This window comes from Bacillus sp. BC08 (assembly GCF_054326875.1).
On record NZ_JBTGPA010000034.1, the window covers coordinates 71,436 to 86,575 of the forward strand.

At 35.1% G+C, this 15,140-nt stretch carries 17 protein-coding genes; 7 read left to right on the forward strand and 10 right to left on the reverse strand.

Annotated features, from left to right (window positions below; genetic code table 11):
• Positions 1-15: 15 nt before the first annotated feature.
• A complete protein-coding gene (locus tag ACXVYO_RS16450; protein ID WP_458467861.1) occupies positions 16-2,940 on the reverse strand; it encodes an AAA family ATPase in 2,925 nt (974 codons plus the stop codon).
• Entirely contained in the window at positions 2,937-4,178 is a 1,242-nt protein-coding gene (locus tag ACXVYO_RS16455; RefSeq protein ID WP_458468073.1) for a metallophosphoesterase family protein, read from the reverse strand. Before ACXVYO_RS16455 ends, ACXVYO_RS16450 begins: the two co-directional genes overlap by 4 nt.
• A 168-nt stretch (positions 4,179-4,346) precedes the next feature.
• Between ACXVYO_RS16455 and ACXVYO_RS16460 the strand changes: the two genes are divergently transcribed.
• Positions 4,347-4,532: a YhzD family protein gene (locus ACXVYO_RS16460; RefSeq protein ID WP_000539551.1), complete on the forward strand. Its 186-nt coding sequence runs from the start codon at positions 4,347-4,349 to the stop codon at positions 4,530-4,532.
• Between the two features lie 25 nt (positions 4,533-4,557).
• Here the strand turns inward: ACXVYO_RS16460 and ACXVYO_RS16465 are convergent, their stop codons facing one another.
• Complete coding sequence (locus tag ACXVYO_RS16465) at positions 4,558-4,920, reverse strand: hypothetical protein (protein WP_098814366.1); 363 nt, start codon at positions 4,918-4,920, stop codon at positions 4,558-4,560.
• Between the two features lie 154 nt (positions 4,921-5,074).
• Here ACXVYO_RS16465 and ACXVYO_RS16470 point away from each other — a divergent pair, with 154 nt between their 5' ends.
• Positions 5,075-5,215 carry a YflJ family protein gene (locus ACXVYO_RS16470; RefSeq protein WP_000273536.1) on the forward strand — a complete coding sequence of 47 codons (141 nt, stop codon included), beginning with the start codon at positions 5,075-5,077 and terminating at the stop codon, positions 5,213-5,215.
• Positions 5,216-5,268: 53 nt separating this feature from the next.
• Here ACXVYO_RS16470 and ACXVYO_RS16475 read toward each other — a convergent pair whose 3' ends face one another.
• Complete coding sequence (locus ACXVYO_RS16475) at positions 5,269-5,514, reverse strand: 3'-5' exonuclease (protein WP_458467862.1); 246 nt, start codon at positions 5,512-5,514, stop codon at positions 5,269-5,271.
• A 111-nt stretch (positions 5,515-5,625) separates the two neighbouring features.
• Here ACXVYO_RS16475 and ACXVYO_RS16480 point away from each other — a divergent pair, with 111 nt between their 5' ends.
• Both ACXVYO_RS16480 and ACXVYO_RS16485 read left to right on the forward strand, forming a co-directional pair.
• A complete protein-coding gene (locus tag ACXVYO_RS16480) occupies positions 5,626-6,621 on the forward strand; it encodes a zinc-dependent alcohol dehydrogenase family protein (protein ID WP_458468074.1) in 996 nt (331 codons plus the stop codon).
• 116 nt (positions 6,622-6,737) lie between these two features.
• A complete protein-coding gene (locus ACXVYO_RS16485) occupies positions 6,738-7,043 on the forward strand; it encodes a hypothetical protein (RefSeq protein WP_458467863.1) in 306 nt (101 codons plus the stop codon).
• 504 nt (positions 7,044-7,547) lie between these two features.
• On the opposite strand, the gene ACXVYO_RS16490 is transcribed toward ACXVYO_RS16485, so the two are convergent.
• The 4 genes from ACXVYO_RS16490 to ACXVYO_RS16505 form a co-directional block, all read right to left on the reverse strand.
• Positions 7,548-7,859 carry a YbjQ family protein gene (locus ACXVYO_RS16490; RefSeq protein WP_000637510.1) on the reverse strand — a complete coding sequence of 104 codons (312 nt, stop codon included), beginning with the start codon at positions 7,857-7,859 and terminating at the stop codon, positions 7,548-7,550.
• A 136-nt stretch (positions 7,860-7,995) separates the two neighbouring features.
• Positions 7,996-8,199 carry a DUF4028 family protein gene (locus tag ACXVYO_RS16495; RefSeq protein ID WP_458467864.1) on the reverse strand — a complete coding sequence of 68 codons (204 nt, stop codon included), beginning with the start codon at positions 8,197-8,199 and terminating at the stop codon, positions 7,996-7,998.
• 137 nt (positions 8,200-8,336) lie between these two features.
• Positions 8,337-8,867 carry a general stress protein gene (locus ACXVYO_RS16500; RefSeq protein ID WP_458467865.1) on the reverse strand — a complete coding sequence of 177 codons (531 nt, stop codon included), beginning with the start codon at positions 8,865-8,867 and terminating at the stop codon, positions 8,337-8,339.
• Positions 8,868-8,903: 36 nt separating this feature from the next.
• Positions 8,904-9,044 (reverse strand): hypothetical protein, encoded by a 141-nt coding sequence (locus ACXVYO_RS16505; protein WP_458467866.1) that lies wholly within the window; start codon positions 9,042-9,044, stop codon positions 8,904-8,906.
• 221 nt (positions 9,045-9,265) lie between these two features.
• On the opposite strand from ACXVYO_RS16505, the gene ACXVYO_RS16510 reads away from it, so the two are divergent.
• The 3 genes from ACXVYO_RS16510 to ACXVYO_RS16520 all read left to right on the forward strand — a co-directional run bounded on the left by ACXVYO_RS16510 (position 9,266) and on the right by ACXVYO_RS16520 (position 13,287).
• Positions 9,266-9,517 (forward strand): hypothetical protein, encoded by a 252-nt coding sequence (locus ACXVYO_RS16510; protein ID WP_458467867.1) that lies wholly within the window; start codon positions 9,266-9,268, stop codon positions 9,515-9,517.
• Positions 9,518-9,722: 205 nt separating this feature from the next.
• On the forward strand, positions 9,723-12,413 hold the full coding sequence (locus ACXVYO_RS16515) for an ATP-binding protein (protein WP_458467868.1): 2,691 nt from the start codon (positions 9,723-9,725) through the stop codon (positions 12,411-12,413).
• A gap of 16 nt (positions 12,414-12,429) precedes the next feature.
• The gene (locus ACXVYO_RS16520; RefSeq protein WP_458467869.1) at positions 12,430-13,287 is read left to right on the forward strand and encodes a CheR family methyltransferase; all 858 of its coding nucleotides are present in this window, start codon (positions 12,430-12,432) and stop codon (positions 13,285-13,287) included.
• A 38-nt stretch (positions 13,288-13,325) separates the two neighbouring features.
• Here the strand turns inward: ACXVYO_RS16520 and ACXVYO_RS16525 are convergent, their stop codons facing one another.
• Together ACXVYO_RS16525 and ACXVYO_RS16530 are read right to left on the reverse strand one after the other, a co-directional pair.
• Entirely contained in the window at positions 13,326-14,468 is a 1,143-nt protein-coding gene (locus ACXVYO_RS16525) for a SpoIIE family protein phosphatase (RefSeq protein ID WP_458467870.1), read from the reverse strand.
• A 167-nt stretch (positions 14,469-14,635) separates the two neighbouring features.
• Positions 14,636-15,076 carry a ferritin-like domain-containing protein gene (locus ACXVYO_RS16530; RefSeq protein WP_000017769.1) on the reverse strand — a complete coding sequence of 147 codons (441 nt, stop codon included), beginning with the start codon at positions 15,074-15,076 and terminating at the stop codon, positions 14,636-14,638.
• Between the last annotated feature and the right edge of the window lie 64 nt (positions 15,077-15,140).

Below are 15,140 nucleotides of genomic sequence, written 5' to 3' on the forward strand. Positions count from 1 at the left end.
TTTTAGTATAGCACACTACAACTCATTTTCTTTACGCTTACGCACTAATTTTATAATCTGTTTTTCTGTAAAATACGTTAGTAAATGCGCATGACATGTAAAGAAGATGACTTGTCTGTCTTTCGCAATTTCCTTTATTAGCTCAATTGTGCGATTCGTCCTTACCGCATCAAAATGCACGAAACTATCATCAATAATGAACGGATAATCATGCTCAAATGTTTTCGCTAACGCAAATCTCAGCGATAAATATAACTGCTCCGCTGTCGCTTGGCTTAGTTCATGACTGTAAAAACGCATACCATCGTTACGCTCGACAATGAACGGCTCTGCCTCTGACGGTGAAAAGATTTTACTATATCGTCCGCCTGTTAAATACACAAAGTACTCTTCTGATTTTTGTAAAATACGAGGAAGATGTACTTCATGATAATATTGCTTCGTTTTCGTTAACACTGTCTTTGCAGCCGCATAAGCAGCCCACTTCTTCACTTGTTCACGCACTTGCGCTTTTTTCATTTCCCACTCGTGCATTAAATCACCATACGTACTGCCTTCTTCTAAATTCGCAATTTCCATACGATGTTTCGCAATGCGCTCTGTTAGTTCTTTTTCCTTTGTAAGACAGTTTTGCGCGGCTGTCATTTCTTGCTTTAATTTTTCATCATAACCTTCAGCTTCATAATGTTCAGCTAATGATAAACTCGTTAAACGCTGTTCTAACAGATCAATTTGCGGTAACAAACGCCCTACTTGCTTCTCAGCATCTTCACGTTTTTCCGCCAGTTTACCTGCTTCTAAAAACATCTCTTCATCTGTAGAATGTGCGATATGCCATAAACTATCTCGTTCTACTAACAGTTGTTTCAATTGCTCTTGCATGAACCCATATTCTTCTTGCCATTCAGCTAGCTTCTCTTTTAGCTGCTTACAAGTTTGGCGCTTTTCTTTCTCATTTTGCATACGGATTTGTGCCTCGTGCAGCTTACTATACTCCGCACTACCGATAACAGTTTCTAGTTTATGTTCAAAATGCGAAATCATTTCATACAATGAAGATTTGCGCTCACTTTTCTTCTCTAACTCACGATATAATTGCTGCATTTTTTCCATACGCTCAAACGCCGGCAATATGTGTGCATACGTATAAAACTCAGGGAACGTATAGCGCATTTTATACACATTTACTTGTTCGCTAATGCGGAACGTTTCTCGCTCCCACTCCTCATAGGATGAAACGACTTTATCATACGCTCGCTCCATTTGCTGCAACTTATACGACTCGCGCTCAAATAGCTTACGAATCTCTTCATCTTTTTCTAACTCATAGCGCACAGACATCGCTTCTTCACTTTGTCTCCCGCCAGCACTTTGCTGAAGAGTAAGAAGTTCTTCTTGTAATCCACTTGATGGATCTTTATATAAAACAAGGGCAAGAACAATCCCTACAAAAATAATGACACTAATAAATAAAAGCGGGCGGTTATCTATAAATAAGCTTGTAAATAAAACGACTGTGTTAATAAGAAGTAACAGAAGACAAACTCTTTGCCACTGCTTTTTCTTTTGCATAGCCGCTCCTGCTTTTTCCTCGTACTTACGCTTCATTCTCTCTGCGCCCATACCGATAAACGCCGCATCTTGGAACGACTTCTCTTTCTCAGCTAACGCACTTCGCTCTTCATCCGCTAACATTTGTTGCTTAACTTGTCTTATGTTTTCTTCTTGTTCTTCTAATTGCTCCTGCGCTACTTTAAAACGATCATCGAGCTGTGCTTTTTGCGTTTCTAATTCACGCGCTTTTTGCACTGCTTGCGTAATTAACTCTTTCGTTGCCAAACTCATATCAAACGAAAGAACTGTTTCTTTTTCAAAAGTAGCACCAATTTGTTGCTCTAGTTCTGCCAGCTCTTCTTTTATATTCGTAATCGTTCCTGTTATATCGCGCATTTCTTGTCGTGCATTTTCATAAGACATATGCTGCATACGAAGTTCTTCTACATAACTTTCTTTTTGCAAAAACGCTTCATCTATTTGAATCGATTCCATTTCCGATTGCACATTCTCTATTTTCTTATGGAGTGAATCCACTTGTAATTGAAGCGGCTCCATCTTCGCCTTAATCGCTTCATAGCGTGCCATCCCGTTTACAGGAAACTGCCCGCTCTCGTTTTCTAACAATTTCTCGTGCGCACGCTTTTCAATAACGAGAGGTTCTAGCGCTGCTAATATTTCATAATCTTGCTTTCGCTTTTCTGCACTCTCTTTTTCAACGCGAACAACAGCAAGTTTCTCTTCACTTTCTTTTAACTGCTCCACTTGCTTTTCATACGTGCCAATTTTTCCTTGCCACTCTTTCATCTTCTCTTCAAGCTTCTTCATCTCTTGCAGTGACACGTTAATTTCTGGTTTACGCCCACTCGGCTTAAAGCGCTGATCCATTTCTTTTTCTAGCTTTTTATCTAGCTGTAATAACGCATCGCTTCCGACTGCGCTTGCTGAAAATAAATAATTACCAATATCCGCTTCGCCGAGCTGATGAATATTTTGAAGGCCGTGCATATCAAATGAAAAGACAGATTCAAATAAACTTTCATTCATCCCGCTTAATATATCGTGTAAAATTTCTTCGCCGCCCGTTTTCCTGTCCTCAAAATAAACGGTCACCTCACCAGCTGCCGTCTTTGGCAATCGTTCAATTTTCAAACGGCCATACTTCTCTGTTTGCACAGTCATCGCACCGCCATACTTGCCGCCTTCTTTCGGCTCATAACGGCGTTGTCCTCTCGTCGGAAAACCGAATAAAATACTTTTCATAAATGAGCGAATTGTCGATTTCCCCGCTTCATTTTCACCGTATAAAACAGTCAGCAATGAAAGATCCATTTCCACATTTTCTAATTTTCCGTACCCATAAATATGGAGTTTTTCAATTCTCATTTTTTATCCCTCTCTTGCTGGAATAATTGCTCTAAAATAATATTTTCTGCTTCCTTTTGAATCTCTTTCTTCTCTTCTTCTGTAAAAGATTCAATACTATTACGCGCTACAGGAGATGTCCAAATCGTGCGCAATACTTCCTCCATATTAGTGAAGGCTTCTAACTCTTTTAGCACACTACCGACGAAATGATTTTCTTCTTTCAAACGCTCGATTTCTGCAAAAGAAACCGTCTCATTTTTCCACTTCATCGCATATACGAAATCTTTTCGTTCTTCGCCAGCTGCTAAAATATGAAAAATCTCTTCCACACGTTTTTCATCACGTAAATAAGGAGAAAGTGGCCCTTGCCCTGTAAATACGACAGTTAAAAGCGTCCCTTCTTCTTCTCTTCGGCATTCATTCATCGCACTTGATACGCTCGTCATAAGTTCATCAACAGTTTCAAGTCCATCGATACTCACTTCTATCTCATCCCACACAACATCTGCTGTATGAAAAAATGAACAGTGCGATCCTTGTTTCGTAAGTTCAATCAAGTATGCACCCTTCTCACCCGTTTCCTTACGATGGCGCCCTTGTATATTACCTGGATAAATAATATACGGCTCTTCTGATAAAATTTCACGTTTATGTATATGACCAAGAGCCCAATAATCAAACTGCTTTTCTTTTAGCTCACGAATTTGAAACGGTGCATAGCGATTATGCTCTGCATCTCCTTCCACACTTCCGTGAAGCATACCAATATGAAAAGGCGCATCACTCATTTTCGTATACTGCGCTGTCATATTATCCGTTACCGCTTGCTGCAAATAACTAAACCCGTAAATAGAAGCTACTAGCTCACCATTTTTATAAAATGATTTCTCTTCTACATAAGGCTCCATAAACACATGAACATTTTCCGGAAACTCAATTGCTGCCCAGCTGCCCCCTAAATGATCGTGGTTACCGTGAATAATAAAAACAGGGATATCGTACTGCGACAGTCTCTTCATTTGCTCGCGCACAAACACTTGCGCTCTCAAACTTCTCGTCTCCGCATCATACAAATCCCCGGCTAGTAATACGAAATCAACGCGCTCTTGAATTGCTTTATCAACAATACGCTCGAACGATTCAAACGTACTCTGCTTCATTCTCTCCCAAACAGACTGCGGTACATTCATCTCCATTCCTTTAAACGGACTATCCAAATGCAAATCAGCCGCATGTATAAACTTCACTTGTTTCACAAATAACGATCCTTTCTTTTTCCGTACTTTACTACGAATAGTAAATCTAGTGCCCATAAAACTTCCCCTTTATTTTAACACGCAATGTCATATATTTCTTTGCATATTCTAGTGATTTATGCCAAAATAGTTATAAGATTCTGATTTTTATTATTGGAGGGAATTTTCATGGGAGTATACGTTCTAACAGTCTTTGAAAAAGATGGTTCAAAAGCATTAGACGAATCATTCGAGGCGGCAACTGAAAAAGAAGCGAAAGCAAAAGGTGAATCTATTTTACAAGAAAAAGGATTGTACGAAAAAACACATCGCTGCACATCTTCTGCAGGTAAGCTCGTTTTATTCCAGCGCTAAAAAAAGAAGCGTCATCCGCTTCTTTTTACTCTACTATATCTTCGTCACACCACGTAAACACCACATCTAGAATGCGATTACCGATACGTACGCGCTTATTCCATTTTCCTGTTTGGATCTGATGTTGCAATTCTGCTTTCATCTTTTCCGTCCAGTTGTGAATCGTTTCACTACCGTCGTACGGATATACGCTTGGAAACTCTTCCTGCAGTAGATGCAAGCTCTCTGCATCAAAATGAAAATGGAAGAAGTAGTTTGCTGTAAGCGATGGTTCTTGCAATCGTAAAAAATGATCATCAACTTGCTTTCTATTTCTATAGAAAGTAAAGATATTCACTTTACCGCTCGTAATTTGGTCAATTTGAATTTCGTGCTTCTCTATAATCACGTCTTGCCCACCTCGTTATATACTATCCTTAGTATATATGTCTTTTGCAACAAAGTTAACCATTTTCGCGCGAAATTCATTTCCTTCATTATATTACCTGTACCTCCATATGCAATCAGAACAAATAAAAACAAAGTTGAAGGGGAGCGATCACATGTATTTCGGAAGCAAAGGTTGGTATGTAAAAGAACTTAAAAAATTAGGTATTCGTACTTACGAAGGTAAAAAACTAGAATCATATCGTACGCATGTGTTATCTAGTTTACTTGAGAGAATGAAGAAGGCTTCGGCTTAATAAAAAATAGAAGAAGCTACTTTTAAAGTAGCTTCTTGCTTTTGAAAAATTTACTACCCTTTGTACCAATCATAGCCTAAATGAATAACATTCGCCTTCATATAAGACAATGAATTCTCCTCAAGAAATGTCTCATAATCCACAAAATTATCCATTCCAAATCTATCATTCTGAAACAAAGTTGCGTCACATTCATCACAAACATATACAACTTTATTTATATCTTTAATTTCTGCTTTATAAACGAGACCATTTCCATCACATCTTGGACAAACAACTTTTCCTTTAAATAGCTCCATTTTAAACTCCTCCACCACAAACTTTTAGAGTCTTAACTATATAATAGAATAAACTAACCCCTAAAACCAAAAATGCTATAATAAACCCAATCAAACTAAGGGGGCACATTTATCTTGCACGGAAAACACATTCAATTTCACAAGTTTGGCAACCCAAAAGATGTATTACAAGTTGAATATAAAAATATAGAACCACTAAAAGAGAATGAAGTTTTCGTCCGTATGTTAGTTAGGCCGATTAATCCATCTGACTTAATTCCCATTACCGGAGCGTACGCTCATAGAATTCCGTTACCTAACATACCTGGTTATGAAGGTGTTGGTATTGTAGAAGGTGTTGGTGCGGGCGTTACTAGAGACCTTATCGGTAAACGTGTTTTACCGTTACGCGGAGAAGGTACTTGGCAAGAGTATGTGAAGACGTCAGCTGATTTTGTAGTCCCTATTCCGGATTCTATTGATGATTTCACAGCGGCGCAAATGTATATTAATCCTCTTACGGCGTGGGTCACTTGCACAGAAACGTTAAACTTACAGCGTAATGACGTTTTATTAGTGAATGCTTGTGGATCCGCTATTGGTCATCTTTTTGCGCAGTTATCACAAATTTTAAACTTCCGATTAATTGCTGTTACAAGAAATAATAAGCATACAGAAGAATTACTGCGCCTTGGTGCTGCATATGTAATTGATACTTCCACTGCCCCGCTTTATGAAACCGTTATGGAATTAACAAACGGGCTTGGTGCAGATGCTGCGATTGACTCTATCGGGGGACCAGATGGAAATGCATTAGCTTTCTCCTTACGTCCAAACGGGAACTTTTTAACAATCGGTCTTCTATCAGGAATACAAGTAAACTGGGCAGAGATTGTCACGAAAGCAAAAGTACACGCGAACATATTCCATTTACGACATTGGAATAAAGAAGTCTCACCCTATAAATGGCAGGAGACGTTTCGTCACTTAATTCGCTTAGTGGAAAATGAGCAATTACGCTTTATGGCGGTACATTCTACATATGACTTAGCGGATGTGAAAGCGGCAGTTGATGTCGTGCAGTCTGCTGAGAAAACGAAAGGAAAAGTGTTTTTGACGAGTTATTAACTACAATTGAAGTGGGCTTTTGATTGACCTTTTAAATAGACTAGATAATACATTTAGGAACGAAAATTTGTAAGTATCTGGTATAATCCTATTAAAAGGTGAAAGGAGATTTTCACATGTGGTTCATTTCGGCAATCGTGCCTGTTGTAATAGTCGGTGGAATTGTAGTATTTGTAATAAAAAGATTGGAACATAAATATAAGAACGGAAAATTAGGTAAGAAAAAATCAAAAGAAGCTCAAAACTTATTAGACAGTCTCATACCTATAGGAATGCTTGTTGGCTGTATAATCGGTTTGATTTTCGGCATGTTTTTCCCGGACTTCTCCCTGCTTTCAGTTAGTTTAGGATCTGGAATAGGCTATTTATTTGGTTATTTTGCCTATGAAACTTATAGTAAGACAGGAGATAATTTTTCATAATCCAGAAAGAATAATCAGGACATTACATAGTAGTCATATACAATATGTACTGTCCTTTATTTTTGCATCAACGCTATCACCTTGCCTTTCACATCCTATACACCTTTTCTTACCTTAAATAACAATTTTATTATTTGTCATATAATTAGCACCTTCGTTAAACATATATAAAGATTGTTGTATTTCTTACTTTTCCCTTTGAAAACAATATATACTACATTTGAAATAAGCAAGTGTGTCTGCTTATTATCTAAATTCCCGTGCAATACCCCCTCGCGAAATGCTAGGAGAGCACTCCTAGCATCTTTTACAATAACGTTTTGCCTAATTTAAACAATATGTACAATATAGTTTTTTTCAGCTTATAGCTGGCTAGTACATTCGCCCTTATCTTATTTTTTCATTTATAAACTCCATCAACTCTTCTTCATTTTCACTTTAGTCATGAAACAAAAAAATCCCCTCAAAGCATCAACTTCAAAGGGGAGCCTGTTTTTCATTTATTTATATACGTACAGCTGTACCACTTACAGCAACCATTAACATTCCATCACGAACAACTTCATAATCTACATCAATACCAACGATAGCGTTCGCACCTTTTTGTTTTGCAAGTTCTTTCATTTCATCCATTGCGATATCACGAGCTTCTTTTAGCTTGCTTTCATAAGAACCAGCACGACCACCGACAACATCACGAACAGAAGCGAATAAATCGCGGACAATATTTGCACCCATAATAGCTTCACCGTTTACAATATCGATATACTCAATAATTTCTTTACCTTGAATTCCAGACGTTGTTGTTACAATCATGACTGACACTCTCCTAATAAGTTGTAGTTTGAATAAGCTTTCTTATATCTTTATTATGACATGGAAAAAGTATCTAATCTATTGAATTACCTTACAGGAGTGTGACAATTTTGTAAGAATGAAGCGCCTATTCTATTCAATAAAGCGCTTTAACATTTGGATACGTAAATGATTCTCTATTTTCTCTCCAGTCCTTTTCTACTTCTTTAAAAGTTGGTCGTCCTAATTCTTCCTTGTTTTTCTGTTTACGAAACCATTTCTTTACATACTTCTCTCCATTTTTGTTTTGAACCGTACAAAGGAAACTATTACTACTATCCTTTACTATTTTTACAATCACGAAAAGACACCCCTTCTCTCTTAAACTTGATCTTTTACTATAAGCCCTTCCTCTCTTATAGTCATACGACTCCTCGGCCGCGCCAAAGTTGTAAGATCAAAAACGATATTCACTATGTTTAATATGTGACGTACATATTATTTAAAGAAATCGGAGTTATAAGCATTATGCTTATCAAATATTTTATAAATTTCTAACTTATCATCTAATTTTGCATCTACTAAAATTAATATATTTCCATCGTAAATGTATTCTTCATACTTCTTAGCATGTTCTTCAGGAATGCCTAATCCGATAAATGCTCCTATTAAACTTCCAGCTCCTCCGCCAATACCGGCTCCCCCAATAGCTGCTGCGATAGGTCCCGCTGCTACAATTGGACCCATTCCAGAAATGGCAAGTACACCAAGACCTGTTAATAAACCACCGAGTCCGCCTGCTACTCCTCCTGCCACAAGCCCTGTCGCTGAAAAGATATCCGCTTTATGTGCGGTTTCATGATTCACTTTTTCACCCGATTTTTCTTCCAGATGTTCAATTTCCTTTTGATCCTTTGCAATAGCTGAAATGTTATCACCTGAGTATCCTTTATCTTTTAATTCATTAATAACGAACGCCGCATCATCAATTGTTCTAAAAATACCTACTATTTTTCTATCTACATCCATAACTATTAACCTCCTAAATTTTTATATCATGTATCTTTATCTTTCTTCATTTCTGTATACACTAATCTTCTTATTAACATAACCATTTACGAAAAAAGCGAATAGTAAAAGCATTACAAGCGAACTACTTAACAAGTAAATTAAATCAAATGTAATATCAATCATTAGTTCATTCATGTATACCAGACTCCTTTTTATTAAAAGTAAAAGTATATTTTATAGACTAGAAATCTTACAATTCATCTTCAGTCAATCTCTTTGTAGTATATGTATACCCTTCTTAACCCTTTCTAAACGTAAAATACTATAATTATATTTTTTCTTATTTATATGTTTAACATTTTTTAAAACGGGTATGTTTATATTGTTATGCTTACTATATAGAAAGGAATATTTCGATGAATGCAATCCAATCTACTACTATTCTTTATAATGAAACACCTACAATAACGCAGATTCATCATTTTTACGCTTTAATGACAACATTTCAAACTAATTTATTTATAAGTAAACACGGAACACTTACTTCTATTAAAAGCTTAAGCACATTAGTATCCTTTTTTCTTACTGTAAAAAAGAGAGAACTTGTATTATTTATCTTTGAAGGAATGGATGCAAACAAAGCTTTAAGAACACTCTTTCCTTCTTAAAAGTTTTATTATCCCCCTATTCCCTCGATTGTTACTTTTCATATATAGTTTTATATTTCAAAATGATTTCCTCTATGAAAAACGAGCCCCCTAATACAATAGGGGGATTTCTAGTTTGGCCTTACGAAAACTGATATAATATATATTACGTTTTTTATTCTTTACAATTGAAAACTTTTAATAACCTTGAAGGTAGGAATTTTTAATGAACTCGAAAGCAAAATTTAGTATTCGCTACAAAATTATGGCTGGTTATTTAGTTATCATTTTGTTCTTACTTATTTCTTTCATTATGCTAAACAATGAGATTTCCAGTTTACAAAAATCTCGTAATTTTATTATTGAGCACGATTTTAAAGTTCTTAATTTAACGAATCAAGTGGAGAAAGAATTGCTAACAATTGAAAATAAAGCGAAAGGATTTATCACTTCTAATGATGCAAATTACGTTCAATCCCTTAACGCCGCGGAAAAGGATTACGAAAAACATTATCAAGATCTTTTTGCTCTATTAGAGGATAACCCCTCTCAGCAAGAAAAATTAAAACAGATTAATGAAAACATTACTAGTTGGATTAATAAAGAGATTCATCCACTCATTACGAATCACAATAGTAATAACATACAAGCAATCGACACAACTCAAATTCAGTCATTACAATCGCAGGTAACTAACTTCCGTAGTGTAGAGGAGCAACTAACGAAAAAAAGAGCTGCACAATTAGATACCGAAAATAATAAATTAGAACTTTGGTTATACAGTTTATTGTTCTTACTTTCTTGTATTTCTATTATCGTTTCACTCTATATTTCGAATTCCATTACAAAAACAATTAAAAATGTAATTCAAGCTATTAAATCCATTTCTTCGAAAGAAAAAATTACGGAAAGAATTCATGTAAACACTCATGATGAAATAAAAGATTTGGCTCATACAACGAACCACCTACTAGACGAAATATCGAAAAGAGAGTGGTTACAAACCGAGCTTGCAGAGTTAATTTTAATGTATCAAGGTGTATCTTCTATTGAGATGTTAGGGAATAAAATTCTTAGCGGCGTTATACAAAAAACGCAAACTTCTTGCGGTGCATTTTATGTACGTGAAGAAATTGAAGACACTGTCTACTATGTGAAGAAAGCTTCTTTCGCAGATCAAAGTTCTGATATTGGAAAACAATCCATTAAAATGGGGGAAGGTTTAATTGGGCAGTGTGCTTTAGAAAAACAAAGTTTTATTCTTCGAGAAATACCAGAAGAATTTCGTTATGTCACTAGCGGCTTATTAGAAATACGCCCTCAAAACCTACTAGTTATCCCTATCTTATTTGAAGATGAAGTGATCGCAGTAATGGAGTTAGTAAGTGTAACTGAGATTTCAGACTTACATCAAGACTTAATTCAACAAACTGTTGATAACCTAGGTTTAACAATCCATAGTATTATGGGACGTATGCGAATTCAAACTCTTTTACATGAATCACAAGCGATGACGGAGGAGTTACAAGTTCAATCAGAAGAATTGCAAACGCAAGCTGAAGAACTACAAATGCAAGCCGAAGAATTAAGAACAACGAATGAACAACTAGAGTCTAGAACGGAAGAGGCGGAGCAAAAGACAGCTGACTTACAAATTACTAAATCAGAATTAGAAGAAAAAGCAAGTGAGTTATTACGTAGCTCAAAATACAAATCAGAATTTCTAGCAAATATGTCACATGAATTACGCACACCATTAAATAGTATCTTACTATTATCCGAAATGTTAAGAGAAAATCATGATAATCATTTATCCGATGATGAAATTGAATTAGCAACTGTTATTCATTCATCAGGAAAAGATTTACTTACTTTAATTAATGACATACTAGATTTATCTAAAGTAGAAGCCGGCAAACTAGACATCATTTTTGAAGCAACGAACATAAGTGATATGGCAGCAAATATGCAGCAAAACTTTTTACATATAGCTGCACAAAAAAATGTCGAATTTACGATTGAAGACAGTGATACAATTCCTGATTTGTTTTATACAGACGCAAAACGGATTGAACAAATTATTAAAAACTTATTATCTAATGCATTTAAATTCACAGAAAAAGGATCCGTTTCTTTACATTTCGATTCGATAGAAACAGCCAATTTAAGTCCTGAAATGCAGTCTATAAGTAATGATTGGATGACAATTTCGGTAAAAGATACTGGTATTGGTATCGCAAAAGAACAGCATCAACTCATTTTCGAAGCCTTTCAACAGGCAGATGGGGCAACGATTCGGAAATATGGTGGTACAGGCTTAGGCTTATCTATTTGCAAAGAGTTTGCTAGATTATTAGGTGGTTGGATTACGTTAGAGAGTCATGTAGGAGAAGGCAGTACTTTTACCGTATATATTCCTAACCTTCCAAATGGGTTAATTGATATACAAGTATCCAACCTAGAAGTCGCAGCCACGATAGAAGATGTTATTCCTGCTGAAGTTGTGGAGGAAACTATCGTGACGCCTGAAACAAATAACGTCTTCCAAGAGAAAACTATTTTAATTGTTGATGATGATCATCGAAATATATTTGCATTACAAAATGCATTAGAAAAACAACATGCCAACATTATTACTGCACAAAACGGCATAGAGTGTTTAGACATACTAAAAAACAATACAAATATTGACCTTATTTTAATGGATATTATGATGCCAAATATGGACGGTTATGAAACGATGGAACATATCCGAATGAACTTAGGATTACATGAAATACCTATTATCGCATTAACTGCTAAAGCAATGCCAAATGATAAAGAAAAATGTTTATCTGCTGGCGCTTCAGATTATATAAGTAAACCATTAAATTTACATCAACTCTATTCGGTAATGAGTGTATGGTTAATAAAATAAGTGAGGTTTAGTTTAAGTGGAAAATAAGTATTATAATTTTGATCCATCTGTAGATATGGATAAACGCACGAACTTAGAAATTGAATTACTATTGGAAGCAGTATTTAAACTATCTGGCTTCGATTTTCGCCAATATGCTCGCACATCTATTTATAGAAGAATTTGTAATCGAATGCAGCTCTCTAATATCCCTACCATTTCAAAATTAATTGAAAAAGTAATTCATGAGGAAGGGGTTTTAGAACAGTTATTAAATGATTTCTCCATTAACGTAACTGAAATGTTCCGTAACCCTAACTTTTTTAAAGCGCTAAGAGAGCATGTGATTCCTGAATTAAAAAAGTATCCTGAAATTAGAATTTGGCACGCTGGATGCGCAACTGGTGAAGAAGTATTATCCATGTCCATCTTACTTCACGAAGAAGGATTAAGTGAAAAAGCTGTTATTTACGCAACAGATATGAATACAGATGTGTTAGAGAAAGCAAAACAGGGTATCCTTCCGTTAAATAAAATGCAAACTTATACGAAAAACTATTTACAAGCTGGTGGTACACAAGCATTTTCTAACTATTATTCAACAGATAATCGTTTCGCTTATTTTAATCCATCTCTTTTACAAAACATTATTTTTGCTCAGCATAATTTAGTAACTGATCAATCTTTTAATGAATTTCATATTATACTTTGCCGTAACGTTTTAATTTACTTTACGAGTAAACTTCAAAACCAAGTACAGCAACTATTTTATGAAAGCTTAGGTCACAACGGATTCCTATGTTTAGGAAATAAAGAAACTCTCCGTTTCTCACATATAATGCCGCATTATATCCAATTTAATCCGAACGAACAAATCTATCAAAAAATACATTAAAAAGCGTATGAAATCCTTATTTGGATTTCATACGCTTTTTATTTCGTATTCGTTTGTATCATAATGAGGCACATATCATCTGATTGTGCTTGCTTCTGTTCTTCCTTATAAAACCCTTCTATCTCTTCTTCTAAATCTCCCCATTTTCTTTCTGTAAAAGCACGTAATTTCTCTTCAGATTCAAATTCATCATTTGCAATTGCTTCAAGAACACCATCTGTAAACAATACGATTTGAGCGTTCTTCTCAAAAGGTATAACTGTCTTTTTAACTTTTATTTCATCAAAAAATCCTACCGCGCAACTCCCGCGATTTAGTTCAACCATATTTGTTTCATCAACTAAAACGTATCCAGAAGGATGCCCTGCATTTACATATTCAATCGTTCTCTTTTCTGTATCTACTACTAAATATATCGCTGTAAAATAATATGGAATATCGTCATTCTCATTATGTAAAAGAGTCATATATTTATTTAAGTCTTTAATGACAAGTTCTGGATCGATTAAAGATTTAATTGTTTCACGTAATACAGACGAAATAAACATACAAACTAATGAAGCAGATATACCATGTCCCATCACATCTAATAATATAATACCGTAGCGGTTTTCATCGATTTTATACCAATAATACATATCTCCAGCTAGTTTGAATGAAGGTAAGTAACTTGCTTCAATTTTTATATGATCTTCTCTTAATGGGCTACTTAATAAATTTCTTTGTACTTGTGTAGCTAAATCTAATTCATTACGAAGGTTTTCTTCTTGTTCTTTATGCCAATTTAATTCTGATTTCAAGCGTAATGCTACACGCATACGCGCTAACAATTCAACTTTATTTATCGGTTTCGTAATATAATCCATTGCGCCTATATCAAGCGCTTCAGCTAATTTATTCGCATCTTCTAAAGCTGTTACAAAAATAATAGGAATATCTTTAAACTTCTCCTCGTTTTGTAATCGCCTACAAACTTCAAGTCCGTCAATTTCAGGCATCATAATATCTAATAGTATTAAATCAATTTCATTATGCCTGGAAGAATCTTCTCCAAATTGAATGTATTCGAAAAGCTCTTGTGCAGAATTAAGCGATACAAGATCCTGATATCCGGCTTGTTTTAAAATTTTTTCAATTACAAAGATGTTAACCGGATTATCATCGACAATTAAAATGGACACAAGTTATTTCCCCTTTTCTTATTTAAAATGTAAATCTATTATCATTTTCTATTTTTCTAGTATTGCATACTCAATTATAAAATGAAAATTTCCTACTCAAACCTATTTTTTATACAGCAAAAGAACAAACCCCCTAGAAATGAGAGTTTGTTCTTTCACTCTATAAATTAATTTAACACCATTGCTTTGTCACTTAAAAGACGATCTAATTCTTCCATATGATTTGTTTCATCTGCGATCATATCTTCTAACTTTACAACTAACTCTGTCATATTTAATTTCGCTGCCTGTTCTTTTCTCGTTTCATAGCGCTTAATTGTTTCATATTCTGATTGTCTAGCTTCTTCTAACATTTCTCTAACATCTTCTACTTGTTTCACTGGTAAAGGGATTGTAGTAGGTGTACCGCCTAGCGTCTTAATTTTCTCCGCTAAATATAGGGCATGTCCTTGTTCATCACTAATTTCAGATTCAAAGAAAGGTTTTAACACTTGTCTATATATACCAGAAACTGTAGCTGCATTATGGTTATACATAATAATTGCCGAGTATTCTCCTGCTAAATCTTCGTTCAATCCTTTGATTAGTTCTTTCACATCGTGTGACATTTTTATATCTCCTCCTATACTTAATAACTACCCCTTTTCTCATGTTTTAAACATAATTCTTTTA

Excerpts from the sequence above, each read along its gene's own strand:
- ACXVYO_RS16450 (WP_458467861.1), bottom strand. The coding sequence starts at position 2,940 with ATGAGAATTGAAAAACTCCATATTTATGGGTACGGAAAATTAGAAAAT.
- ACXVYO_RS16460 (WP_000539551.1), top strand. The coding sequence starts at position 4,347 with ATGGGAGTATACGTTCTAACAGTCTTTGAAAAAGATGGTTCAAAAGCA.
- ACXVYO_RS16470 (WP_000273536.1), top strand. The coding sequence starts at position 5,075 with ATGTATTTCGGAAGCAAAGGTTGGTATGTAAAAGAACTTAAAAAATTA.
- ACXVYO_RS16475 (WP_458467862.1), bottom strand. The coding sequence starts at position 5,514 with ATGGAGCTATTTAAAGGAAAAGTTGTTTGTCCAAGATGTGATGGAAAT.
- ACXVYO_RS16485 (WP_458467863.1), top strand. The coding sequence starts at position 6,738 with ATGTGGTTCATTTCGGCAATCGTGCCTGTTGTAATAGTCGGTGGAATT.
- ACXVYO_RS16490 (WP_000637510.1), bottom strand. The coding sequence starts at position 7,859 with ATGATTGTAACAACAACGTCTGGAATTCAAGGTAAAGAAATTATTGAG.
- ACXVYO_RS16500 (WP_458467865.1), bottom strand. The coding sequence starts at position 8,867 with ATGGATGTAGATAGAAAAATAGTAGGTATTTTTAGAACAATTGATGAT.
- ACXVYO_RS16505 (WP_458467866.1), bottom strand. The coding sequence starts at position 9,044 with ATGAATGAACTAATGATTGATATTACATTTGATTTAATTTACTTGTTA.
- ACXVYO_RS16510 (WP_458467867.1), top strand. The coding sequence starts at position 9,266 with ATGAATGCAATCCAATCTACTACTATTCTTTATAATGAAACACCTACA.
- ACXVYO_RS16515 (WP_458467868.1), top strand. The coding sequence starts at position 9,723 with ATGAACTCGAAAGCAAAATTTAGTATTCGCTACAAAATTATGGCTGGT.
- ACXVYO_RS16530 (WP_000017769.1), bottom strand. The coding sequence starts at position 15,076 with ATGTCACACGATGTGAAAGAACTAATCAAAGGATTGAACGAAGATTTA.